Origin of the sequence: Aeribacillus composti, from assembly GCF_007827555.1 — a bacterium.
In the GTDB taxonomy this organism is placed as follows: domain Bacteria; phylum Bacillota; class Bacilli; order Bacillales; family Aeribacillaceae; genus Aeribacillus; species Aeribacillus composti.
On the sequence record NZ_VISS01000032.1, the window covers coordinates 13,456 to 38,779 of the forward strand.

Annotated in this window: 23 protein-coding genes; 8 read left to right on the forward strand and 15 right to left on the reverse strand. The window is 37.2% G+C overall.

Features of this window, described 5'->3' with window-relative positions; translation table 11 throughout:
- Positions 1 to 191: 191 nt before the first annotated feature.
- The 4 genes from FB379_RS14990 to FB379_RS15005 all read left to right on the forward strand — a co-directional run bounded on the left by FB379_RS14990 (position 192) and on the right by FB379_RS15005 (position 4,652).
- A complete protein-coding gene (locus FB379_RS14990) occupies positions 192 to 887 on the forward strand; it encodes a response regulator transcription factor (RefSeq protein WP_144598308.1) in 696 nt (231 codons plus the stop codon).
- The gene (locus tag FB379_RS14995; RefSeq protein ID WP_144598300.1) at positions 880 to 1,884 is read left to right on the forward strand and encodes a sensor histidine kinase; all 1,005 of its coding nucleotides are present in this window, start codon (positions 880 to 882) and stop codon (positions 1,882 to 1,884) included. Before FB379_RS14990 ends, FB379_RS14995 begins: the two co-directional genes overlap by 8 nt.
- A 94-nt stretch (positions 1,885 to 1,978) precedes the next feature.
- The gene (locus tag FB379_RS15000) at positions 1,979 to 2,740 is read left to right on the forward strand and encodes an ABC transporter ATP-binding protein (protein WP_066251459.1); all 762 of its coding nucleotides are present in this window, start codon (positions 1,979 to 1,981) and stop codon (positions 2,738 to 2,740) included.
- Positions 2,730 to 4,652 (forward strand): ABC transporter permease, encoded by a 1,923-nt coding sequence (locus FB379_RS15005; protein ID WP_117016895.1) that lies wholly within the window; start codon positions 2,730 to 2,732, stop codon positions 4,650 to 4,652. Before FB379_RS15000 ends, FB379_RS15005 begins: the two co-directional genes overlap by 11 nt.
- A 237-nt stretch (positions 4,653 to 4,889) precedes the next feature.
- Here FB379_RS15005 and FB379_RS15010 read toward each other — a convergent pair whose 3' ends face one another.
- Positions 4,890 to 5,519: an NAD(P)-dependent oxidoreductase gene (locus FB379_RS15010; RefSeq protein WP_094244775.1), complete on the reverse strand. Its 630-nt coding sequence runs from the start codon at positions 5,517 to 5,519 to the stop codon at positions 4,890 to 4,892.
- Between the two features lie 184 nt (positions 5,520 to 5,703).
- Here FB379_RS15010 and FB379_RS15015 point away from each other — a divergent pair, with 184 nt between their 5' ends.
- Positions 5,704 to 6,114 (forward strand): Rrf2 family transcriptional regulator, encoded by a 411-nt coding sequence (locus FB379_RS15015; protein WP_063388285.1) that lies wholly within the window; start codon positions 5,704 to 5,706, stop codon positions 6,112 to 6,114.
- Positions 6,115 to 6,253: 139 nt separating this feature from the next.
- Here FB379_RS15015 and FB379_RS15020 read toward each other — a convergent pair whose 3' ends face one another.
- Positions 6,254 to 7,183: a response regulator gene (locus FB379_RS15020; protein ID WP_066251463.1), complete on the reverse strand. Its 930-nt coding sequence runs from the start codon at positions 7,181 to 7,183 to the stop codon at positions 6,254 to 6,256.
- A 4-nt stretch (positions 7,184 to 7,187) separates the two neighbouring features.
- Complete coding sequence (locus FB379_RS15025; protein ID WP_082829613.1) at positions 7,188 to 8,495, reverse strand: sensor histidine kinase; 1,308 nt, start codon at positions 8,493 to 8,495, stop codon at positions 7,188 to 7,190.
- Between the two features lie 283 nt (positions 8,496 to 8,778).
- Here FB379_RS15025 and FB379_RS15030 point away from each other — a divergent pair, with 283 nt between their 5' ends.
- Entirely contained in the window at positions 8,779 to 10,056 is a 1,278-nt protein-coding gene (locus FB379_RS15030; protein WP_066251467.1) for a cation:dicarboxylate symporter family transporter, read from the forward strand.
- A 938-nt stretch (positions 10,057 to 10,994) separates the two neighbouring features.
- Here the strand turns inward: FB379_RS15030 and FB379_RS15035 are convergent.
- The 5 genes from FB379_RS15035 to FB379_RS15055 all read right to left on the reverse strand — a co-directional run bounded on the left by FB379_RS15035 (position 10,995) and on the right by FB379_RS15055 (position 15,486).
- Entirely contained in the window at positions 10,995 to 12,413 is a 1,419-nt protein-coding gene (locus FB379_RS15035) for a PTS mannitol transporter subunit IIBC (RefSeq protein ID WP_066251470.1), read from the reverse strand.
- A 101-nt stretch (positions 12,414 to 12,514) separates the two neighbouring features.
- Complete coding sequence (locus FB379_RS15040; protein ID WP_066251473.1) at positions 12,515 to 12,952, reverse strand: PTS sugar transporter subunit IIA; 438 nt, start codon at positions 12,950 to 12,952, stop codon at positions 12,515 to 12,517.
- Between the two features lie 33 nt (positions 12,953 to 12,985).
- On the reverse strand, positions 12,986 to 14,143 hold the full coding sequence (locus tag FB379_RS15045; protein ID WP_144598301.1) for a mannitol-1-phosphate 5-dehydrogenase: 1,158 nt from the start codon (positions 14,141 to 14,143) through the stop codon (positions 12,986 to 12,988).
- Positions 14,144 to 14,215: 72 nt separating this feature from the next.
- The gene (hxlB, locus tag FB379_RS15050) at positions 14,216 to 14,776 is read right to left on the reverse strand and encodes a 6-phospho-3-hexuloisomerase (protein ID WP_066251479.1); all 561 of its coding nucleotides are present in this window, start codon (positions 14,774 to 14,776) and stop codon (positions 14,216 to 14,218) included.
- A gap of 14 nt (positions 14,777 to 14,790) precedes the next feature.
- Positions 14,791 to 15,486 (reverse strand): ribulose-phosphate 3-epimerase, encoded by a 696-nt coding sequence (locus tag FB379_RS15055; RefSeq protein WP_117016900.1) that lies wholly within the window; start codon positions 15,484 to 15,486, stop codon positions 14,791 to 14,793.
- A gap of 171 nt (positions 15,487 to 15,657) precedes the next feature.
- Here FB379_RS15055 and FB379_RS15060 point away from each other — a divergent pair, with 171 nt between their 5' ends.
- The gene (locus FB379_RS15060) at positions 15,658 to 16,407 is read left to right on the forward strand and encodes a DeoR/GlpR family DNA-binding transcription regulator (protein WP_066251483.1); all 750 of its coding nucleotides are present in this window, start codon (positions 15,658 to 15,660) and stop codon (positions 16,405 to 16,407) included.
- A gap of 216 nt (positions 16,408 to 16,623) precedes the next feature.
- On the opposite strand, the gene FB379_RS15065 is transcribed toward FB379_RS15060, so the two are convergent.
- From FB379_RS15065 to FB379_RS15075, 3 genes are read right to left on the reverse strand one after another with little or no spacing between them, the layout of a single operon-like run.
- Positions 16,624 to 17,277 carry a TetR/AcrR family transcriptional regulator gene (locus FB379_RS15065; protein ID WP_144598302.1) on the reverse strand — a complete coding sequence of 218 codons (654 nt, stop codon included), beginning with the start codon at positions 17,275 to 17,277 and terminating at the stop codon, positions 16,624 to 16,626.
- Positions 17,278 to 17,308: 31 nt separating this feature from the next.
- Complete coding sequence (locus FB379_RS15070) at positions 17,309 to 18,334, reverse strand: ABC transporter permease (protein WP_094244781.1); 1,026 nt, start codon at positions 18,332 to 18,334, stop codon at positions 17,309 to 17,311.
- Entirely contained in the window at positions 18,331 to 19,053 is a 723-nt protein-coding gene (locus tag FB379_RS15075) for an ABC transporter ATP-binding protein (protein ID WP_144598303.1), read from the reverse strand. The genes FB379_RS15070 and FB379_RS15075 overlap by 4 nt, the downstream gene beginning before the upstream one ends.
- Positions 19,054 to 19,661: 608 nt before the next feature.
- Between FB379_RS15075 and FB379_RS15080 the strand changes: the two genes are divergently transcribed.
- Complete coding sequence (locus tag FB379_RS15080) at positions 19,662 to 21,080, forward strand: NAD(P)-binding domain-containing protein (protein ID WP_066251499.1); 1,419 nt, start codon at positions 19,662 to 19,664, stop codon at positions 21,078 to 21,080.
- A gap of 233 nt (positions 21,081 to 21,313) precedes the next feature.
- Here the strand turns inward: FB379_RS15080 and FB379_RS15085 are convergent, their stop codons facing one another.
- The 4 genes from FB379_RS15085 to FB379_RS15100 all read right to left on the reverse strand — a co-directional run bounded on the left by FB379_RS15085 (position 21,314) and on the right by FB379_RS15100 (position 24,987).
- Positions 21,314 to 21,685, reverse strand: a complete 372-nt coding sequence (locus FB379_RS15085; RefSeq protein ID WP_063388277.1) for a hypothetical protein — start codon at positions 21,683 to 21,685, stop codon at positions 21,314 to 21,316.
- Between the two features lie 24 nt (positions 21,686 to 21,709).
- Positions 21,710 to 22,225, reverse strand: coding sequence for an acyl-CoA thioesterase (locus FB379_RS15090; RefSeq protein WP_082829614.1), 516 nt, complete (start codon positions 22,223 to 22,225; stop codon positions 21,710 to 21,712).
- Between the two features lie 334 nt (positions 22,226 to 22,559).
- Positions 22,560 to 23,609 (reverse strand): NAD(P)/FAD-dependent oxidoreductase, encoded by a 1,050-nt coding sequence (locus FB379_RS15095; protein WP_144598304.1) that lies wholly within the window; start codon positions 23,607 to 23,609, stop codon positions 22,560 to 22,562.
- A gap of 466 nt (positions 23,610 to 24,075) precedes the next feature.
- Complete coding sequence (locus tag FB379_RS15100) at positions 24,076 to 24,987, reverse strand: LysR family transcriptional regulator (protein WP_066251505.1); 912 nt, start codon at positions 24,985 to 24,987, stop codon at positions 24,076 to 24,078.
- Positions 24,988 to 25,324: the final 337 nt, after the last annotated feature.

Consider the following 25,324-nt stretch of genomic DNA (forward strand, 5'->3'; position numbering starts at 1 on the left):
ATCAATTATAATAAGGGCAAAGATCATTTTTTTACCCTCGGGAACAGCAATCTTCAGAAAGCCGGAAAATGATTTATACAATCAATTATAGAAAAATCGCAAAAAAACACCGCTATCCGCTCAATCATGCACAATATAGGACAGCGGGAAAAAGTCTAACAAACATAAGTGAAAAAAGTGTGGTGAAAGCATTGTTTAAAATTTTGCTCATTGAAGATGACACCACCCTGTTTCATGAAATAAAAGAACGGTTATTACAATGGTCTTATGATGTATACGGCATTACTGACTTTGGAAAAGTGATTGAAGAATTTACAGCCATCAAGCCTGATTTGGTCATCATTGATATTCAGCTGCCAAAGTTTGATGGATTTCATTGGTGCCGAATGATCCGCTCCCATTCAAATGTTCCGATTATTTTTTTATCATCGCGGGATCACCCGACCGATATGGTGATGTCAATGCAGCTTGGAGCGGATGATTTTATACAAAAGCCGTTTCATTTCGAGGTGCTTATCGCAAAAATACAAGCAATTCTCCGCCGAGTATACAACTATAATACAGAACAAATGAAGCTGAAGGCATGGTGCGGGGCGACGGTCGATTATGAGAACAATACAGTCACAAATGATAAAGGAACAATTGAACTAACTAAAAATGAACTATTGATATTAAAGCATTTGCTTGAGAAGAAAAACAAAATCGTCAGCCGGACAGAATTAATCAAAAGCCTGTGGGAGGATGAGCGCTTTGTCAGCGATAATACCTTAACGGTCAATGTCAATCGTTTGCGAAAAAAATTGGATGAGCTCGGGTTGGGACGCTTTATTGAAACGAAAGTCGGCCAAGGCTACATGGCAAAGGAAGAGGCAGCCGTATATGATTAAAAAATATATTATTGAAAGAAAGAGCTGGATCCTTCTCTTTTTATTCATGCAGCTGTTTATCCTTTTTATTTCTTATCTTGATTCAACCATTTCATTAAAGTCCGTTCTCTATATTGTCTTTTTATTGATGATTATTTTTTTCATTTTTGTCATCATCCGCTACAATAAAGAAACAAAGTTTTATAAAAGCTTGGAAGGATGGGAAAACAGCCTTGATTTAACAAGTATAGCGAATGCTGAAAGCCCTTTTGAAAAAATGATTGAACAGCGGATAATAAACCAAACGAAGCTTTTGAAACAAGAGGCTTCGCAAAATCGAATTGCGCTCGAGCAGGAAAAAGATGAATTGCTGTCATGGATTCATGAAGTTAAAACACCGCTGACAGCGATGCATTTAATCATTCAACGATTAGATGATGAAGTTATCAAAGCACAATTGACATATGAATGGCTGCGCATTCATCTGCTGCTTGACCAGCAGCTTCATCAAAAACGGATTCCTTTCATGGAAAATGATTTATATATTGAAAATGTTGCACTGGAACCACTCATTTTCAAAGAGATAAAAGCTTTGCAATCATGGTGTATGCAAAAAGGAATTGGGTTTGAGGTCGAGCTAGAGGCTGCCGAAGTGCTAAGCGATGCGAAATGGCTCGCCTTTATCATGAGACAGCTGTTAACAAATGCGGTAAAATACAGCGATTCATCCGATATCATCATTCAAAGCTATCGACAAAATGATCAAACAATGATCAAAGTGAAGGATTTTGGCCGTGGCATTGACCCGAAGGATCTGCCGCGTATTTTTGACAAGGGCTTCACATCCACGACCGCACATCAGGACAATGCCTCAACAGGCATGGGATTATACTTGGCGAAAAAAGCCGCCGAAACATTGCTGATAGATATTAAAGTAGAGTCAAAGCTTGGAGAAGGAACGACTGTTACCTTAACCTTTCCAAAGAAAAATGAATTTGTCCGCATTACAAGCATGTGACAATTTTGTCACATGCTTTTTCATTTTGTTCGCTGAATCGAAGGAAAAATACAAGAAGGACGATTATGATAAAAATATCAAGGAGGGACGCGATATGTATATTTTAGAGGCAACAAAAATTTACAAAAGCTATGGAAACAAATTTAATAAACAAGAAGTGTTAAAGGGATTGGACATTCGTGTCGAAAAGGGAGAATTCGTCAGCATCATGGGGGCATCCGGCTCAGGGAAAACGACATTGCTCAATGTTCTATCCTCAATTGATCAAGTCAGCCAAGGAACGATCAAAATAGAAGGAAAAGACATTATAAGCATGAAAGAAAAACAACTGGCTGAATTCCGCAAAAGACATTTAGGATTCATCTTTCAAGAATACAATTTGCTCGATACACTAACAGTGAAAGAAAACGTCCTGCTGCCTTTATCCATTACAAAAACAGCAAAAAAAGACGCGGAGCAAAAATTTAATGAACTAGCGACAGAACTAGGAATTTATGAGATCAAAGACAAATATCCGAATGAAATTTCCGGCGGCCAAAAACAGCGCACTTCAGCAGCAAGGGCATTTATTCATGAGCCGAGCATTATTTTCGCCGACGAACCAACAGGCGCTCTTGATTCAAAGTCGGCATCTGATCTATTAAACAAGCTGCAAAAATTAAATCAAAAACGAAAAGCCACCATTGTTATGGTCACCCACGATCCGGTTGCAGCAAGCTTCTCAAGCAGGGTCATTTTTATAAAAGACGGACAAATTTATACCCAATTAATAAAAGGGGAAGAAACAAGACAAACGTTCTTTCAGCATATTATGAAAACCCAAGGGGTATTAGGCGGGGTGCAAAATGAGCATTAATCAGCTGATTTTCCGTAATTTGAAAAAAAATCTGAAAAACTACTATTTATATGTATTTGCCTTAATGTTTACAGTAGCCCTTTATTTCGCGTTTGTCACATTGCAATATGATCCGTCAATGGATGCAACAAAAGGCTCGATTAAAGGGGCTGCTGCCATTCGAACTGCATCCGTATTATTGATTGTCATTGTGACTGTCTTTCTCTTGTATGCCAATAACATCTTCATTAAACGGCGCAGTAAAGAAATTGGCTTGCTTCAATTAATCGGCATGACAAAAGGGAAAATATTCCGCATTCTTACGGCTGAGAATTTTATCATTTATTTCAGCTCATTATTCATTGGAGTCTTTATTGGATTTTCCAGCTCCAAATTATTCATTATGATTTTGTTTAAAATTACCGGCGTCAATGCCATTGCAACGCTTACTTTTTCACCTAATGCTTTGATCCAAACAGTGATCGTTTTTAGTGCGATTTATCTTTGTATCATGCTGTTGAATTACGTATTTATTAAAAAACAGAACATTTTATCTTTATTTAAAGTTGCTTCCACTACAGAAGTAAAAAAAGTATCCCTGTTGGAAATGATTATCGGGATTCTCGGCATATTCTTCATCATTATAGGCTACTATATTTCGTCTAAGTTATTTGGCGGCGATTTTACTACGATGAATGAGCTATTCCTTGCGATGATCTTTATACTAGGATCTGTCATTATCGGAACCTATTTATTTTATAAAGGGTCTGTCAGCTTTATTTTTTATCTCATTAGAAAAAAGAAGGATGGTTATTTAAATATTCATGAGGTACTATCTCTTTCATCGATTATGTTCCGAATGAAGTCAAATGCTTTATTATTAACGATCATTACAACCGTCTCTGCTCTTGCCATCGGATTGTTATCTTTAAGTTATATTTCCTACTATTCATCGGAAAAATCCGCTGAAAATTATGTCGCCGCCGATTTTGCTCTGACGAATGCAGAAGATGCAAAGCATTTTAAAGAAGCATTACATGCGCATCACATTCCATACAGTGAAAAAATGATTGATGTGATCCACGCAAACATCAATATGAAGAAAATATTAGATACAAAGCTGAAGGAATTGAAAGTTGACCCGGCATCCATGACTCTCCCAATCATTAGTGACGACGATGTAGAAAAGATCAATCTGTCTCCAGATGAAACTCTTTTTGCAGGGTATAACGATATGATGCAGAAGTTTATGCCGCTGAAAAGTTCCGGTCAAATCGAATTAAAAGGCCGGCACGAAGTCATACCGCAAAAATATTTAGGTTTACAAAAGGAATACTACATTTCCTATTTTTTCACAAGCGGTGGCCTGCCTGTTGCCATTGTCGACGAAGCGATATTTGACCGTTTACAAAAGGACATGGACATGAAACCGTCTGTTCATATAGGAATTGATATTCAAGATGAAGCTAAAATACAGGAAGCTGATGAAATCTTTCAAAAAACGACGTTTAGCGGCAATCATGATTCACGGCTCGCCATGAGCAGCAATCAAAAACGATCTATGGGGCTCAGCATGTTTATTGTCGGCTTTTTAGGTTTAACTTTTCTGATTACATCCGGCTGCATTCTTTATTTCAAACAAATGGATGAGAGCGAAGATGAAAAGCTAAATTATACCATTTTAAGAAAACTCGGCTTCACACAAGGCGACTTGCTCAAAGGAGTTCAAGCCAAACAAGCTTTTAATTTTGGGATTCCTTTGATCATCGGGCTTTTCCACAGCTACTTTGCCGTTCAATCCGGATGGTTTTTATTCGGCACAGAGCTCTGGACGCCAATGATTCTCGTCATGCTGCTATATACAGCTTTGTATTCGATTTTCGGCTTTCTCTCCGTACTTTATTATAAAAAAGTAATAAAAGCGGCTCTTTAATATTAAGGAACTGTCCAAAAAGTCAGTATAAGTTGACTTTTGGGAACCCCCTCTTTATTAAAAAAACCGCCCGTGTGAAAAACGGGTAGCTTGTTCAACTTTATAGAAAAATATAAGCCTCAGCTCCCCACAGGGTGTCTGAGGCTTATATTTCATTATATGAATAACCCCCGAAATCCTCCCAAATCTCAAACCGTAAAAAAATAAGAAAATCTGCACCGCTCGGCAATCAAGCTTTTATTTGGATACGACGGAAAAACGTTTATTAATGTGCTTACGGTTTTCAATTTCATCTACAAGTGCTATCGCATAGTCTCTATAACTGATGTAGCTTTGGCCTTCAGAGTTGACAGCAAGCACATCGCCTGAAACTTTATATTCACCTGTGCGCGGACCTTGCGGATCAAAAAATGCAGCTGGGCTAATATAAGTCCATTGAATCCCTTCAGAGTTTTCAAGATCTTGCAAATTTTGAGCTGAGCTTTTCGCTACCGGCAAATATTCTTTCGGAAAATCCGGTGTGTCAAAGAGGCGGGTTGTTTTCGCTTCATCGACAAACAGGCTGCCCGCTCCTCCTACAACAATAAGCCGCGTATTAGGCGCTCCTTTCAAGGCATTGATTAATACTTTTCCTGCTTCCACATGTTTATGCTCTTCACCAGGTGCAGTGCCAAATGCATTTACAACAACATCAAAATCTTTTATATCCTCTGATGTAATATCGAAAATATCCTTTTCAACAGCTGGTACATCAGTCACTTTAGAAGCATTGCGGACAATAGCCGTAACATCATGTCCTCGTTCCTTTGCTTCCTTTACTATTAAACTTCCTGCTTTTCCCGTTGCACCAATAACGGCAATTTTCATAAACAATTTTCCTCCCTTTATGTAACCAATTCAGTTACAAATTATATGTAACTATTATAGTTACAAATATAAATCTCTGTCAACTTATTGATTGAAGCTTTCATCCGGAAATCATTGCCTGCCAACCTGTTTGACAAAATTTCAAATTTGTCACTAAAATAGTGACAAATGGTGGTGGAAACTTATGATTAACAGCCGTTTAGCAGTGGCGATTCATATTATGATCTTAATAGCATCAAATCCCCTTGAGCATATGTCTTCAGAATTTATTGCCAAAAGCGTCAACACGAATCCCGTGGTGATCCGGCGAATTACAAGCATGCTCAAGAAAGCGGGACTATTAACTTCCCATGCCGGCAGAACCGGAGCAAAATTAACAAAAAACCCTGAAGACATAACACTTTTGGATATTTTTAAAGCGGTCGAACCGAAAGATGAATTATTCGCTATTCACGAAAATCCGAACCCCAATTGTCCCGTTGGAAAAAACATTCAATCCGCCCTGGACAGCACATTTACGCGCGTTCAAAAAGCGATGGAAGACGAGCTGTCCAGCCAATCCCTAAAAGACGTAATGGGCCATTTCTTACAATAAGAATGGCCCATAAAAAATGAGACGGTAGTTATTTCCTCTTTTTCGGCACTTATGACCGTTTCGCTGTTTTGAATAAGGTGAATGATTCATTTTTACTTTCATTAGTTTGCACGCATGCAGGGAATCTTTGAAATCGATTTTATTCCTCCATCAAGTGCTTGATTTCAAAATAAAAAGCATGGATAAATTTTTTCGTATTGATTCGTATAGACGATGCAGCTGCAGGCCGATCGGCTTTTAATTCCTCCATTTTTTGACGAACAGCAATGAAATCAAAAAATTTGGATGAGTAATTTTCAAACTTTGGATGGATGAAGTCTGTGAGCCCAAGTGACGCTAAGTTGTTCAAGGAATGATAGATCGCCCTTCGCACACGTTGTTCAGACGCTTTAATTTCCCTTTTCAGATCCTCTTCACTGGCTCCTTCTCCAAGCTTCTTCAACGCAATATTTCTAAATATCTCCTTTAATGAAGGAAATCCGCCGGCAAATGTTTTCTCTTGTTCGTAATCATATAAAAACTGCATGATTTCAATGAGATCTTTACTGCCGCTTTCTCCGGCAATGCCTAGTTCTGAAAGGAGGAATCGTGCACTGGCAGAAAGAGAATTTTCTTTATAAGGATTTACATTTTGCTTTAGAAGATGATCAACGTTCATAACGCTATATAAAGAATGATGGATATCCTGAATGGTTTTTTCCAAACGTATATGACCCATCACCTTCTTTAAGATTGACAATACTTCAATTTTATTAATCGGCTTCGTTATATAGTTTTCGATTCCGTATTCATAAGCTTGGCCGATCATATCCTTTGATTCCACCTGCGATATCATAACAATTTTTCCTTTAAAAATCGGCTTGATTTTCTTAATCGTTTCAATGCCGTCCTGAACGGGCATTAACAGGTCAACTAATAAAATATCGACTTTCTTCAAATTTAAAAATTCACCGCTAACATCAGCACCGTCTGCTGCTTCGCCTACGACTTCACCAAGTTCCTCGTCTTCAATGATATGCCATAGCATAGTACGAATTGACTCATCGTCATCTATTATAAAAAACCTCATAAAATCACCTTTTCTGGGTTAAATTTCCAATTGGCAGACGAACGATAAATGTTGCCCCTTTGCTATCTTCCTGATGCGCAATCATTACTTCCCCGTTAAGCTTTTCTGCCAATTCTTTCACATATGAAAGCCCAATACCTGTTGATGAATTACCCGTGCTGTCGAATTTCAAGGTGAATCCTGGTTTAAAAATAATATCTTTATATTGATCGGGAATTCCGGGACCATCATCATGAACGCGTATTTGGAGCCAATCATTTTCCCGCTCCACTGCAATCTCAATGCTGCCAGTTCCTTTGATGGCCTCCACTGCGTTAGCGACAAGGTTATTCACAATGGAAATAAACGTATACACATGATACTCAGGATGTGACCCATTATATGCAATACTGAATTCAATGTTTTTCCCCAACAGCTCAGCATACTTCTCATGTGTTCGAACAATGATTGATAAAAGTGATCGGACATCTAAATAATCAAGGGAGCTTTCTTCTGAAATTACTTTTGAAAGTCCAGACAAAATGCGTTGATTATCTTTTTTGATCTCATGAACCTCGCCGGCAATCCTCAAGGCATGCCGTGAAAGCTCCTCCAGCGACAGCCTTTTCTTCCCTTTCCTGATCTCCTGCAATTTTTGATACAGGTTGTAAGATTGCCTCGTAATTTCCTCAGCATCTTGAACGGATTTTTTTAATAGCACCGACTCTTCGTAAAGGTTCGATACCAGCATGATCATATGTTCATTGCGTTTTTGAATCTCCGCTTCCCTTAGCTTAGATTCATGCAATTTTATCATACTAAATAAACCGATCACAAAAAAACTTCGGAATATGGCAATAATCATAATTTTATTAAAGGCATCTAAAGTCATTACCGTTCCAATCATAATATTTTCAGCGAGTAGCTCGACAATCCCGGCTGCCAATTCTATCACAATCCCCAAAAGGCCGATCACCCATGGTCGATTGTAAAATCGGTGAATTCTTAAAACAGAAAAAACAAGCGCATACGTGAAGTAATAGAAAAAATAAGGAGAATTTGTATGAATGGAAGCCATCCAATCAACAGATGTAAGGGATATCAAATCGAGAAGAACCCGAAATGTCACAATTGATAAGCCTGCAAGAACACCACATATAACAGCTGGTACCTTTCTCAGCCACAATAAAAAAATAAACAATGTTGGAGGTCCAAAACTCACCCGATAAACTTCATTAAATGGATAAAATTTAATTTCGCCAGCGAGCGGAACCAAAATGATCATTGCAACCAATAATTGAAGTTCTTTTTTTTCAAGAGAGTGCAAGTTCAATATTACCACAACCTTGTTATAATGGTTCCTCTTAAAAAATTGAATAAAAGTTAGAATTTTAAAAACGAAGTAAATAATCAATTTGTAGAATTTTGTAGATTTATCGTCTGATCTTGTAGTTTCAATTTTAAATTAGATAAGATAGCTCGTAAGCGCTCTCGCAAACAACTCTACTAATTATTATAGCTTATTATTTCGACGAGTAATCATTTAAAAGATAATGATAATCAATTTTGTCATCCATTCGTTTTGGAGGCAATTATAAAAGAAAAGAGGTGCTATGATGAAAAGAATAAGCTTGGCTTGGCAAATTTTAATAGGTCTTGTACTAGGTATTGTTGTTGGTACTATTTTTTATGGTAACCCAGATGTTGCGAAATTTTTGCAGCCAATTGGGGATATATTTTTACGATTAATTAAAATGATCGTCATTCCAATTGTTATTTCCAGCTTAATTGTCGGTATTGCAAGTGTAGGTGATACAAAAAAGCTCGGAAAGCTTGGCGGAAAAACAATTTTGTATTTTGAAATTATTACAACTGTCGCCATTATTGTCGGACTTTTAGCAGCTAACATTTTTCAGCCTGGTTCCGGCGTCGATATGAGCTCATTAGAGAAAACAGATATTCATAGTTATGTCGATACGGCAGAAGCAGTTGAAAGCCACGGAATAGCTGATACATTTGTCAACATTGTTCCACCAAACATTTTCCAGGCATTTGTTGAAGGAAATATGCTGGCGATCATTTTCTTCTCTGTATTTTTCGGACTTGGAGTCACAGCCATCGGAGAGCGTGGAAAACCGATCATTGCCTTTTTCCAAGGTACAGCTGAAACGATGTTCTGGGTGACGAACCAAGTGATGAAATTTGCACCATTTGGTGTGTTTGCCCTTATCGGTGTGACTGTGTCTAAATTCGGTATCGAATCATTGGTGCCGTTGGGTAAATTAGTAATTGTCGGCTATGGAACAATGTTATTCTTCGTTGTCGTCGTTCTTGGATTTGTTGCAAAATTAGTCGGTCTAAACATTTTTCACATCATCCGTTTACTTAAAGAAGAGCTTATCCTTGCCTATTCAACCTCAAGCTCAGAAACAGTTATGCCAAGAATAATGGAGAAAATGGAGAAATTTGGATGCCCAAAATCCATTACAGCATTTGTCATTCCAACAGGTTATTCCTTTAACTTAGATGGTTCAACCCTATACCAAGCATTAGCAGCACTGTTTATAGCACAAATGTATGGCATTGATTTGTCCATCGCTGATCAAATTTCATTGGTGCTAGTATTAATGTTGACCTCAAAAGGAATTGCAGGCGTTCCAGGCGTTTCATTTGTTGTACTGTTGGCTACGCTGGGAGCAGTAGGCATCCCGCCTGAAGGTCTTGCATTTATCGCAGGTATTGACCGTATTCTCGATATGGCTAGAACAGTGGTCAATGTCATTGGAAATTCATTAGCCGCTGTCGTTATGTCTAAATGGGAAGGTCAGTTCGATGTTGAAAAAGCTATTTCATATATCAATTCTTTTAAAAATAATAAGCAATCCGCAGCTTAATATAACCGATATAATTCCAAAAACTTTGCAATCAAAAAGCCGGAGTGGTTATGATACCATTCCGGCTTTTGCTATAGATTGAAGATAATGATTTCAACAGCTTTGTTAGATTCATTCGTAAAGATGATATTTCTGATCTTGATCGTTTTCTACATAGTTAAACGTTAAGAAAAAACAGAGCGTATTTTCCATCATTTCTGTCATTTCCTATTATTTCTTTATCTTTGTTTGTTCCAAAGTGCAATTCTTTCCCAAAAAGCTTTTCGCATGTAGAATGATTTTTCACAGGAATAAGCAGACAGCTCAAACTCGAAAAAAAGGTGTCACCTATAATGATTATTAAATAAAACTTGAAACTGTTTCCAAATTCAAGTATTATATAGAAAGACTTAGAAATAGGCACGTTTGAAAAAGTGAAAATTAATAATTTTATAGTGGACGGATGTTTATTATTTTCTTGTTGTCTTCAACACGAAATCACAATAGCCGAATCTGAAATAATTGGTGTATCGCTTAATTTTGCAAAATTACCATAAAACAACTTCTTCGTTTATTAGAGAGATAGAAACTTAAAAAACTTTGAACATATTTTTAAAAAGATAAATCAGGAGTTCCATTGCTTTCAATTCATTTCAGATTAGAAAAACCGTAAATTAAATTTATGGTATCTTAGGCTATTTAACTTATATAAGTTAGGGCCTTTGTTTAATCTAATTTTGAATAGTGGACGTGGTGAGCCGTCCGCGATTGCAAAAGTGAGCATTGCCTTATTTGTGCCATTTGCAAAAACACCACGTCCACAAAAGTTAAATCTCAAGGGAGTACTGTTTTCATATCTCTAATCTCCTAATGATTATTTTTCTTTTTAATACTAATATCTATAAAATTGTTGATAACGTTTGCAAGCAAAGAATCTCCAATTACACAAAACCATTTGTTTACCTTTTCCCTAATTCATCAATTAATTTTAATAAATTAGGATCTTCTATATAATTTTCTATAGTGATAATTCTTTTGTTTTTATGAGATAATCTTGCTCTTTCTAATAAATCTTTATGAACGACGATAATGTCAGTGTCTTCTGGAACATCCTCTATTCTATAATGTTTTACTTCAATACCGTCAATATTTGCTTTTTGCAGTCTTTTTCTAAATGTGGTTGCACCTAATGCACTGCTGCCGGCACCTGCATCGCAAGCAAATGAAATTTTACTTATTTTTGTATTAGACAGTTCATTAGATGGATTTAAAATTTGTTTCCCTTCAGATTTCATTGCTTTTGACTTTTCGATTGAACTTGTAAAATCTTCTTCATCTGTTTTTTTATCAAACTTTAATATTATTGCAGTAACGATGAAGGATACTACCGCAGCTACGATTACACCTGAAATGATTCCTAGGAAATTACCTTTAGGGGTTAAAGCTAAATAAGATATTATGGATCCCGGACTAGGTCCAGCTACAAGACCCGCATCGAAAAGATAAAAAGTTGTAATACCTGACATCCCGCCGGCAATCATTGCTAAAATTGTTAATGGTTTCATTAATACATATGGGAAGTATAACTCATGAATGCCTCCGAAGAAATGAATTATTATAGCACCCGGAGCAGTCCGCTTAGCAGCCTTTTTGCCGAAAAAGCTAAAAGCTAATAATAATCCAAGACCAGGTCCTGGGTTTGACGCAACGGTAAAGTAAATTGATTTTCCTGCTTCAAGCGTTTCTTGCATACCTAAAGGATAATATATTCCTTGATCAATGACGTTATTTAAAAACAATACTTTAGCTGGCTCATTAATAAGAGATAATAATGGTAAGTACCCTGTATCCACTAGAGATTTAATAGCGGATGAAACAACATTATTTGCCGCTTCAATAACCGGTCCTATAAAATAAAAGGAGAAAATCATTAGAAAGAAGCCTAAAATACCAATTGAAAAGTTATTAACAATCATTTCAAATCCTGCAGGTATTTTACCATCTATCAATTTATCAAATTTCTTTATAAGCCAGCCTCCCAAAGGACCAATAATCATCGCGCCTAAAAACATTGGTATATCGGATCCAACTATTAGCCCTATGGCTCCGATGGTACCCATTACAGCGCCCCTTTGGCCGGCAACCATTCTCCCTCCTGTGCTTGCTAAAAGCAAAGGCAATAAATACTTGATTGCCGGATCAACTATACTAGCAAGATTCTCATTTGGAAACCAGCCAGAAGGTATAAACAAAGCTGTTAATAATCCCCATGCAATAAAAGCTCCAATATTCGGCAAAACCATATTGGTCAAGAATCCTCCAACAGCTTGGATGCGTGCACGAAAAGATGGAGTTTTGGCTTTAATTACATTTTCCATGTATAACACCCTTTCTTCATATCAATATTATAGAAGAAATTTTTATACTTTTTTGAAAAAAAACGATGTTTAAATTTTAAATTTAATCAAAAAAACATTTTTTATTCTACCATTTTAATAACATTCATTATTTCTTCTTCATTGCTTGAATTTCTAAACTTGTTTACAACATCTTCATCAATTAGTATAGAAGATAAGTCGGATAGCAAACCTAAATGACTTGAATTGTCTTCAGCCGCTAAGACGATAATAATATTCACTTCTTTTCCCTCTGGGAACTGCACGTTGTTTTGTAATTTCAAAAAAGAAATGCCTGTTTTGATTACTCCTCCTTCGTTTCTTGCATGCGGCATGGCAATTCCCGGAACAATTACTATATATGGACCATTTTTATTGACATTATCAATCATATCTTGAATATATTTAGGAGTAATATTACCTTTTTTTAATAAAGGATCGGAAGCAACTCTTATAGATTCCTCCCATGAAGATACTCTATTCAAGAAATTTATATTACCTTTTAAATATTCACTTAACACACCGTTTCACCTTTCTTCATGATTCTATTTACACTACCATTTCTGTATTTTTAGTTGATAATAAATTTCTTTAATTTTTTCTCTAATTGTTTTATTTTCTAACTCTGTAAAATGTAAAATGGCTTGTTCGATCCCATTTTCACAAATGTAGTTTTGCAAAATTACAGACTCTTCATCATCAGGGTTATCGAATAAAAATGCAGCAGCAACGGCAACTGATAAATATTCTATTGAAAGTCCTAAATCAAAAAGTTCTCTAGTGGGTTTAATTAATCGTTCATTATAGCCCAGTTTGCGAATCGGCGATCTTCCTACTCGCAAAATCGAGTCGCTAATATTTTTGTTTTTAAAGCGCTTTATAATTCTTTCAATAAAATCACTCATATCTTTTGGGTCCATATTAAATTTCCTTAAAATATATTGGGAAGCTTCATTTAGCGTTTCCCGTACAAGATGTTCAATTTTTGCATTTCTCAAAGCGCTCTGTATTGTAGATTCTCCTGCTAAAAACCCAATATAAGCAGTTGCCGCATGACCCATATTCACTAAATATAATTTTCTTTCAATATAAGGCTGTAAATCTTCAACATAGATTGCGTTTTTTATAATAGGCGAATCTGCATTAACGATTTCTGATTTGTTAATGATCCATTCATAGAACGGTTCTACAAGAACACTCTCACCCCCTTCGCTATGTTTTGATAAAGCTAGGCGATCAATAGCTGAATTAGGAAAGCCAACAAAAGTACATATATTTTCCATTTCTTTATTTGAAACATATCTCTTTATCTCACGTTTCAAACTGGAAGAAGCGTTAATTGCATTTTCATTTGCGATAATGTCGATCTTCTTTTTATTTTCTTTTGCTCTTTTCAAAAGGCCTTGAGCTAATATATTAGCTATTTTAGGTATGTTATTGATGCCGACAGATGTTGTAATTAAATCTGCATTCACAATAGCATTGATCACTTCTTCTTCTTGTGTTACACTGTTTAATGCTGAAACCGGAGAGATAGTCTCTATCGTATGATTATCATCTAATATCTCAACCTGATAACTATTGTAATTGTTAAATTTATCAACCGTTTTTTGATTTATATCCACGAAACAAACTTCATACCCAGTTTTGTTTAATAAGTAACCAATTAAACCTTTCCCTATATTCCCTGCACCAAAATGCAACGCTAGCATAATATTATCTCCCTTTACAATACTTAAAACTCTTTATCAAAGAATATCCAATCCAGCGAAGCTATTAACTTTTTACTCTAAATTCGCGTGATATTGCCAAAGACTAGACATATCAATATTTTGCTCTCTAATCATCATTAAGGCTAACGCGTCGCCTAATAACAATAAGCTTTGTTCAAATAAGCTTGTCATTGGTTGTACAGATTTCACTTCATTTGGCAGCTGTAGTTTTGTACCTACTGGTATCCTTACGAAACAATCTGAATACTCATTCATTGAGCTATTTGGATTTGCACCTATATGAGCAACTTTTGCTTTAAATTGCTTTGCCTTCTTTGCAATGATTAATGGAAAAGCCGTTTCTCCGCTTCCCGATCCCACTATCAACAAGTCTTTTTCAGTTATTGCAGGCTCAGTGATTTGGCCGACAATATAAGTTTTAATACCAAGATGAGCTAATCGTTTAGCGATAGCTTTCAAAGATAATAGAACTCTTCCAACCCCGACAAAAAATACTTTATCTGCTTTTTTTATCTCGATTAACAATTTATTGACTTCATTCATATCAATTTGGTTTAAAGTAGTGGTGAGTTCGTTTGTAATTTCCTTTACAATATCATAGTAATTAACCATTATTTCCCCTCTTTTCACAATAAACCTTCTATGATGCATTTTTCCATCGCTTTTTTATTCTCAGCTAAACTTTTGTCTCGAATAAATAAGCTTGTACTCCCGGCAACTAGTATGTCGGCCCCAGCTTTTACTAAGCTTGGTATTGTGTCTAAAGATACTCTGCCATCAACCTCAATATTTGTATCCAATTCTTTTTCTTTTATTAATCGCGCCAAATCTTCTACTTTTTTTATTGCATAAGAAACTTGCTTTTCATTTTCATCAGTTGCAAAGCCTGGATTGATTAACATTAACAAAATGGTATCGCACTTCGGCAAAATATAATCCAGGACAGACAGGGGAGTTGCTGGGTTGAGTGCTAAACCTGCTTTAATTCCATTGTTTTTTATTAAGTTAATGTATCGATCAATATGAGTGCTCGTTTCATAGTGAAATGATATTTGTTGTACATCAATTTTGATCATCTCTTGTATAAAAAATTCATTATTATTGGACATAATGTGGACATCAAAATTCATATCTGTTATTTTTCGTAATTGCTTAATAGTATCTATTCCCAATGGCATACTAGGGCTAAAGTGTCCATCTATAATATCAATATGTAAAGTATCCAGTCCTTCTTTCTCAATTTCTTTTACACTTTTTTCTAAATTACATAAGTCAGCACACATTATAGAAGGTGCAATCGTTATTTTTTTATTATTTTGCATGTTTGTGCCTCCATTTGCATGTGTTTGCATGTTTTCCTTTATTATAAAACGCATACAATGAAAAGTAAAGCATGTTTTTGCGTTTTCATGCCATTATTTGCGCGAATGCGTTTTGATCAATTGTTGAAATTATGATAAACTATAAGAAAGACTTAAAGGAGTAAAGTCACTATGCTAAAGGAAGAACGTCAACAAAAAATCTTGCAGATTTTAAATGAAGAACATAAAGTTATTGCAAGCGATTTAAGTAAACGCCTGTCAGTTTCGGAGGATACAATTCGAAGAGATTTAAAGGAGCTTGATAACCGCGGACTTATTAAAAGGGTTCATAGCGGAGCTTTGAGGATAGGGCCTCCTGTTGTTGATTTTTCAACAAGGCAGCACATGTTTAATGAAGTTAAAATTAAATTAGCTAAAAAAGCTTTATCCTTTATAAAAGAAGACATGGTTTTATTAATTGATGGAGGAACGACTAATTTACATCTAGTAAACCAATTACCTTTAACATTAAAAGCCACCGTCATTACAAACAGCCCGCCAATCGCTATGGCTCTGACTAATCATCAACATATTGATGTTATTATGATCGGCGGAACTTTATTCAAACAATCAATGGTTAATTTAGGAATAGACACTGTCGAATCTTTAAGTAATATGAGAGCAGATTTATATATCATGGGAATTTACAAAATTGATCCTTATATAGGAATCAGCGTCCCAAGCTTATCAGAAGCATTAGTAAAGCGGAAAATGGCTTCCATCTCTTCTGAAATATTAGGGATGGCAACATCTGATAAATTAAGCACTGTTTCCAATCACATTGTATGTCCTACTAAAGATTTAACATACTTAATAACAGAAAATATTAGTCCTAACATTAAAAAGATATATGGCAGCCAACAAGTAGTGGTGGTTGATTGATAATGCATTAACAAATTTGATAATCAGCAGTTTGATGAGAAAAAACGAGGGTAAATGAAATCAGATTCAACAAGCCGCTGGTATTGCTAATATATACCATATTGCTAAATTTCGAAGACCGCTTGGTTAATTCCAATTTAATTAAAAGAGGATAGTCTTCCTTCAGGGTAGACTATCCTGCAAAAAATCATGTATCTTTGATGATTGATTAAGCCGTCAAATCCCCTTTAACCCGTTCCGAATAAATTGGATCGTGTATTCCATTTCTTTCTCGTCATCCCATGGATAGTCCGGCATGACCAAAAAGCGGGTAATGAAAAACCCAACGATCGCGTTAATCGTTAAACGAATGACAGTCTCGGTGGGAAAATCACCTATTTGCCCATTTTGTTTAAAATGGTTGACAACTTTTATAAACTGAGGCAAAACTTTTTCAGTAAAAACCGCGCTAAATTTTTCTTGAATTTCTGCATGGAACGCCATTTCCTGAAAAAAAATTTTTAACAATGGGACATTGTTTTTGACAAATTGATAGCGGTTGCGGATGATTTTCCTTAACAGATCTTCAAAATCATCAAGTCGTTGATCCTGGAAAACTTCATTGATAAACCTTTCAGCAAATAAGGGGACGGCAAATTCTATAATGATCGGTGAAACGATGGATATCAGCAAATCTTTTTTTGTTTTGTAATGGCGGAAAATCGTTCCTTCCGCTACCCCGGCTCTTTTCGCAATTTCGCTCGTGGATGTCGCAGCATACCCTTTTTCGGCGAAAATTTCGACTGCCGCTTGAAGAATTTTTGCCTGCTTTGGCGTTAAATCTTGATTCGCTGCCTTCATGAACTCGTCCATAAAATTTTTCTGGTCCATACACTTTCCTCCTTATTTCTCTCTTTTATTGTTATAACCTGCGATGTTTTTTCAATGCAAATATATTTAAGACATAGAAAAGCAGCGCAAAGCCGAACAATATTAGCAAATCCTGCCAAAGATCGACCAAGTCTTTTCCTTTAATCATGATTTCTTGAATGGCGTCCGCTCCGTAAGTAAGCGGCATAAATTTACTCAACACTTGCAACCACTCTGCCAATGTCTCCAAGTTAAAGATTCCCGAAAAAAATGCTTGTGGAATGATGACAATCGGAATAAACTGCATGATTTGCAGCTCATTATTTGCAAAGGCTGATAAAAGGGTCGCAAGCGCCAGCGCAGTGATGGCTAATAAAAATGTAACTACTAACAGCTGCCAAAAATCCCCTGCCATCCAAATATCAAGTACATATACGCAATACGTGACAATAACGAACGATTGAATAATCGTGAATAAGCCAAATCCTAGCAAATAGCCTGTTACAATCTCCCATCTTTTAATCGGCGTCGACAGCAATTTTTCTAACGTTCCTTGTGTTCTTTCCCGCAAAAATGAAATACCGCCTAGCACAAAAACAAAGAAAAAGACAAAAAAACCGATTAGTACTGAACCCGTCTGATCAAAAAGATTGATTTTGTCAGAGCCATAATAATATTCGACATCAGGCTGAATATTTTTTTGGTCTGACAGGGAGCTGAAGGCGGTTTGAATCACCTTCATAACCGCTGAATTGGCTGTCGGGTCGCTTCCTTCCAGCAAAACATACGGAACATGATTTTTTATCGTTATAAATGCATCTAAATCCTCTTTTTGAAAAGCCTCCTTCGCTTCACTTTCGGACATTTGAACAACATCTTTCTCCAATTCATTTTGCAATACTTGCTCAAGCGGCGCCGGTATATTTTCTGCTGCTATTTTCGGTTCGTATGGGTCGCCGTCTAATACAAGCCATACAAGAGTGATAACTAAAAGCGGCGCAAAGATCAATAAAGCAATCGACCGTTTATCCCTTAACAGCTGTCTTATAATTCGGATGACAACAGCTCCTACTCTCATTTCTCATTCCTCCCGTATGCTAAAAATGCTTCTTCAAGTGAATCGACCTTTTGGTTTTCCTTTAGCTTTTCCGGCGTGTCACAAGCAATGATATAACCGTCTCTTAGCATGGCCAGACGATCACACTTTTCCGCTTCATCCATGACATGTGTCGTAACTAAAATGGTCATCCCGTTGTTTTTTAGTTTTCTTAATTCACTCCATATCGATTGGCGAAGCACTGGATCGATTCCAACCGTCGGTTCGTCTAAAATTAATAGATCCGGTTTATGCATGAGCGAAGCAGCTAGAGACAACCGCCTTTTCATCCCACCTGAAAAGTCCTTGACAACTTTATCCATATGATCAGTTAAATCGACAATTTCCAAAACTTCCTGAATCGCTTTCTTCCGTTCTTGGCGTTTTAGCCCGTAAATAGCGGCTATAAATTCCAGGTTTTCTTTCGCGGTCAACTCCTGATAAAGAGCATCCGATTGCGCCATATAACCGATTGATTTCATTAGCTCGAGTGAAGGAACCTTTTGATCTTTGATAAAAATTTCTCCTTGATCTCCCTCTAAAATTCCTGTGATCATTTTGACCAACGTCGTTTTCCCGGAGCCGGATGGACCAAGAAGCCCGAAAATCTCTCCCTCATTTACGTCCAAATCAATATTTTTTAGCACTTTTTCCTTCCCAAATGAAATCGCAGCTTTACGGACAATAATCATTGAGGCCATTTTTTCCCATCCTTTCGTATAAAATGAGTGAGTACTCACATACATTATAGTTGTGCAAACGAATTTTGTGAAGTGAGTAATCACTCATTTTTTTGCGAATGATAGGAAAATTTTTTTAACAGATTCGGCTTTAATAGTTATCGTCTTAAAAAAGCTGACCGCTGCGGATTTATACAAAAAGCAACAATAAGCATTTGAACTAGAAAAAACATCCACACAAATTGACTGAGGAATGAACATCAGAAGATGCGCTTTTTTGCACAAATTATGCCCATTTATTAATAGGCAGGAGAAATCGGGGCAATCGGTTAGCTATTGGCTCATTAGGAGTGTTTTACAGGAACGACTAGATGAAGATAGCTTTGGTATTCGTTCCTTAGAGGAAATTAAACAAGCATTTTTAGTTATTTTACATAATGATTAAAGGAGATTTTAGATACAATACACATTCAATAAAAATGGTTGAAGTGATACTATATGGGCAAGTGGTACTGTAAAACAATAATGATTGATTCAATATAATAATTCTTCTCATGCGGATTTCTGTTTACGGATAAGGCTGACATATGTGACTTTCAAATTCTTACAGTTGAAAGAAGTGAAAAAAGATGAGCTTAGAGGCATTAAACAAACAAGTGAAAACCGATCTTTCCTATCTCGCCTTCGGAGGTCCAAGCTGGGTGCGAACGCTAAAAAAACCTGAAGGGCATGTCTACGATGTCGTGATCGTCGGCGGCGGCCAAAGCGGCTTAGGCGCGGCTTTCGGTCTTCTACGCGAACGGATATCCAACATTCTTGTCATTGATGAAAACCGAGAGGGCTGGGAAGGACCGTGGGAAACCTACGCCCGTATGGTGACCTTGCGAACACCTAAACATTTGACCTCCATCGACCTTGGGATTCCTTCCCTAACCTTCCGCGCTTGGTGGGAAGCACAATTCGGATCGGAAGGCTGGGAAGCGCTAGACAAAATTCCTCGGGGAGATTGGATGAATTATTTGCGCTGGTTTCGGAAAGTTCTCAATCTGCCCGTCATCAATGAAGTAAAGTTGAAGTTGATAGAGCCGACTGATGAAGGGATTCATCGGCTTCATATTGAAGGAACGGGTGCACCATCTGACATATTGCTCGCACGAAAGGTTATTTTAGCCACGGGAATTCAAGGCGGCGGCGAATGGCATGTTCCTCCTTTCATTGCTGAAAAATTGCCGCATCATCTCTATGCCCACTCCTCAGAAGCAATTGATTTTACAGCACTACAAGGGAAAAAGATCGGAATTTTGGGCGGCGGCGCATCTGCCTTTGATAATGCCAATTTTGCCTTATCAGAGGGTGCGGCCGAAGTTCATGTCTTTGTCCGCCGCAAGAAATTGCAGCGTATCAATCCGATCCGCTATATGGAAGTTTCCGGTCTAATTGAACGTTTCCAAGCTCTATCGGACGCTGATAAATATGCAATCATCGCTCATTTCTTTAAATATAATCAGCCGCCGACCAACGATACCTTCGGACGCGCAGCCTCATGGCCCGGTTTTCACCTGCACTTAGGAGCACCATGGCTTGATGTTGAAGCTGCAGATCAAGGTGCAGTAGTGACCACACCTCAGGGCAAGTTCACCTTCGATTTTCTGATCATCTGCACCGGACTCGTCACTGATCCTGCTTTGCGTCCGGAGCTGAGACTTGTCGAAAGCCACATTGCTCGTTGGGGAGACCGCTATCATCCCCCGAAGGAGCTGGCCAATCCAATGCTTGATGCCCATCCTTATCTCAGCCCTGGTTTCGCTTTTATAAGCCGCGATGAAAAGGGCAAAAAGCTTCTGTACGGAATTTTCGCTTTCAACTATTCGGGTTTGATCAGCTGCGGCATTACAGCAGCTGCTCTTTCCGGCCTGAAATACGGGATACGCAAGCTCGTGTCAGAAGTAGCGGATCAGCTTTTCTTAGATGATTGCGAAAAGATATTGAAAGACTTCTATTCCTATAACGAAATCGAATTTGTCGGTGAATGGACTAAAAAGGAGTAAGGCCTTAGAATAACCGTTGGTAGTGTGGGGGCTGTCTCAAGCTGATTTTTCAGCTAAGAGGCGCCCCTTTTTCAAATAAAAATAACGTTTATATTTTTTTCGGACAGCTGTTTGTAATGCAAGGAATTTATGGTCTGAGAAAGCGGCCTTTTAACACTCTTTAAAAATAAATAAGGTGAATCGAATCAAAGTTCGATCCACCCAATTAAATTTTTTCAGTTTCCTTCGAACAATTAATGGACCACGGCTGGACCAATTAATGCTGCTGGTTTTTCCCCTAAAGCCAGCTTGCTAATGTTTGTATAGCTAATATGTTTATATGATTGCAGCAATTGTTTTAATTCCGGAAATCTTTTATCTTTTTTTAGTTTTTCGATTTCCTGATGATAGATAGACAATACATAATCATCCTGAAATTTCGGTTGGAATCGATCCGGGTCTTCATCCATTAGTAAAGAGCCCATATATTGATATCCATATTGTAATTGACGAGTCAAATGGACGATATTTAAAAATTTCCGATAAATAGTTGGTGTTGTTGCCTTTAAGTTTTCGATAGCGGTTTGTGCATTTTTCAACTCATCGTAACTAGAGTCTATTATCACACTATATCATTCCTTTGTTCCGTATTAATCCCACGGTTTATTCAGTGAAAGTCTGGACACGAGTTCTTTATTTTGTTGTCTTTTTAACTTGCGAATGCTTTCACGTTCTTTTCCTGTTTCGTAGAGATATTTTTCTTCCTCTGTTTCTGGAATAATAGGCGGTACTTCCAACGGTCTTTTATTCTCATCCAAGGGAACAAAAGTGAAAAATGCAGTAGCTGCAATTCTTCGTTTCCCAGTTTCTAGATCTTCTGCAATCACTTTACAGAAAATCTCCATGGATCTTTTACCTGTATAGCTAACAAATGATTCAATACAAACCGAATCACTTACCCGGATCGGTTCAAGGAAATTAACGGAGTCGGTCGACGCCGTAACACATTCCTTTACCCTTGTATGTCTGCGGGCGGAAAGCGTCGCACATGCATCCATCTTCTTCATTAAAACTCCGCCAAATAATGTATGATAATTGTTCAAATCATTAATGAGCACTTGATCTGTTTGAACAACACGTGTTTCTTTAACTTTTTTTGCTTCCATCATGATCACCTTACGTATAAAAATACTTTTGAAGCGTACGCTTCATCCGTATTAAAATTTTTACAAAGAGAATTATAATATAGCTGGTTTGCAAAGATACAATGCCAATCCTATATACAATTCATAACAAAATAGTATGGAAGCGCTCTTTAACCTAAACAAAAAACCACCCGTGTGATGAGCTGTCCCCAGTCAAGTAGACAGGAATAAAAAAGCACATATAGAAAAATCCCTCCATAATAGACAGATGAACAGGCTTTCTTTTTCCTGTCTACTATAAAGGGATCGTATCATTGAGCTTGGTCGTGTGTTACATTCTATTCCAAATAAACTTTTATTTCATCATTTGCTTTATCAATTCTCGGTTGAGTTCTTTAAAGATTTCGTTATGGGATGATACCATGCCAAATTTATCAGCCTTAGGTTCAATAAATTGTTTAGCGCTATTTACCGCATTTGCGGCATCCTGAAAGGCCCCCGCAATCAAATGCAATTTCCCATCGTATTTTAGAATATCCCCCGCTGCATAAAGTCCCGGTACAGAAGATTCGCTATGGGCGTTGCCCGCAATGTAGTGATTGTCAATCATTTGAATATTCAGCTCGCTTTTTTCCAGCAAGGAGGAATCGCGCTCATAGCCATGATTCACAATTACTTCATCAATCGATAAATAGGTGATCTCTCCTGTTTCACGGTTTGTTAGCTCGACTCGTTCAATCCGTTCATGGTCCTCGCTGGCAATCAATTTGGTAATCGAGGTATGAAAATAACAAGTAGCCGAGCTGTTTAGAAGCTGAGTCACCTGCGATTCATGACCTTTTAACATCTCCCCTCGATACGTCAAATACACTTTTTTAGCAATCGGCACTAATTCATTCGCCCAATCAATAGCCGCATTGCCTCCTCCTGAAATGATGACCGTTTTATTTTTGAAGAGCTTTAACGATTTCACTGTATAATGCAGATTAGCCACCTCAAACTTTTCTGCACCCTCGATCTCCAGTTTTTGCGGCTTCAATATACCGCTTCCCACTGCGACAATGACCGTCTTGGAAAAATGCTGCCGTCCAGAAGCGGTCTGCAATATAAAAGTGCCATCTTCCTTTCGTTTCATCGATTCAATCTTTTCATTTAGAACCACTGTAGGATTAAATGTTAATCCTTGCTTGACAAGCTGCTTAATTAATTGCTCTCCTGTAATCGGTGCATGTCCTCCAACATCCCAAATCATTTTCTCCGGGTAAACATGAAGCTTGCCGCCCAATTGCGGCTGATACTCAATCAGCTTTGTTTTCATTTCCCGCAATCCGCTATAAAATGCCGCATACAACCCCGCTGGTCCGCCGCCAATAATCGTCACATCGTATAATTCGTCATGTTTCATCTATTTCCACCTCTCCTAGAACTCAGGAAATGATTATCATTCTCAATTAAATATACATTGTTTTTACCTCTTTTACAACGAATAGTGATTGACTATTGAAAAAAATGTTTACACCATATAGAGCTCGTATTGTTTATGGACGGTCGGACCACTGTCTCGCATTCGCACAACGAGAGCAAGTCCCAGACGGTCCCTAACCGTTGGAAACATCCGTCTTTCTTCAAGCTATCTATGAAAATCGTTTGTAGATGCAGGAAAGCAACGGACATCTAGAACCTCTATCTATTCTTCATGAAAAGATAGCGGCCGCTTCCACGAACATATGAAACATGATATTCATATGAATCCTTCCTAGCCCCTGCTTAAGTACAAGAGACGGCTCCACACAAAAAAGACACTTTTTTCTTGTTTCTGCTTCAAGTAAAAAAAGCTTCCTTTCATAAAAGGAAGCCTTCTTATAGTTGACTCAATCGGATTTAGAATCCTGGCCGGGATTAGCCGTCGACAGCTTTTCTTTTGCAAATCGTATAAATTCCTGCGCAATCTGTGATAAGCTTGCATCCTTTCTCCAAATCATTGCCAGATTCCATTCGATTTCCGGATTAGTGACGGTGATCGTTTTAAAATCATCTGTTAGTTCTATACACGTACTTTCAGGCAGCAAAGTAATACCTATATTGTAGGCAACCAATTCTTGAATAAACTCCAGTTGTGATGTTTCCGAAATAATTTTCGGTTGAAAACCGGCTTCTTTACAAGAATTGATGACAAGATTTCTTAGCACAAAATCCCGGTCGAACATAATAAAGTCCTCTTTTTTTAGCTCCTGCAAAGACACTTCTTGTTTTCCCGCCAGACGATGAGACGAAGAGACAACTAGTTTTAATTTCTCATTCACAAATATAATACTGTCAAGATTTTCATTTTCCTCAGAAAGAACAACGACCCCAAAATCCAATAAATTATTGAGAACCTTCTCTTCAACTGGTTTGGAACCATCCTCTTCTAGTAGGAAAATCACCTCTGGATATTCTTCATGAAACGATGCAATCAATTTTGAGAAGAAAATGGAATTCGTAATCGTAGGTAGCCCGATGCGAATTTGTCGTTTTCTTTGCATAAACATTTTATCTAGTTCTGCATCCAATTGCTGCAACTGATTTTCAATTTTTAAAGCATGTTTTTTTAAAATACGGCCTGCATCCGTCAATATCAGCTTTTTTCTAGTACGTATGAAAAGCGGTGCTCCAATTTCATCCTCCAATGATTTGATAATTCTACTGAGAGCAGGCTGCGTAATGAACAGGTTCTCAGATGCAGTGGTAAAATTGCCGGTACGTGTAACCTCAAGAAAACACTTCAATTGTTTAATTTCCAATTGAATCAAACACCCTATTACATTTTAATGATAATAAAGTTTACCATACTTTTCACTTTAGCGCTTTAAATTTGTTTTATCAAATTGACGAAGCATAAAACCTTGATGTTCTTGTTAGGATTAGGAATATATTCAATGGGAATCAGAAGCATTTACTTTAAAAGGATCAAAATGGAATCCCGCAAAAGTTTATTAATACTTGGCAAGCTGTACTAGGAAGCGCTATCGCAATGCCTTTATGCTTTTCTCTTAATAGCTTTAATAGTTGAAAAAATGTCTTATCAAGTCGAGCCTCTACCTTTATATTTTCACTAATATTGTAAATTTAATCCCACTG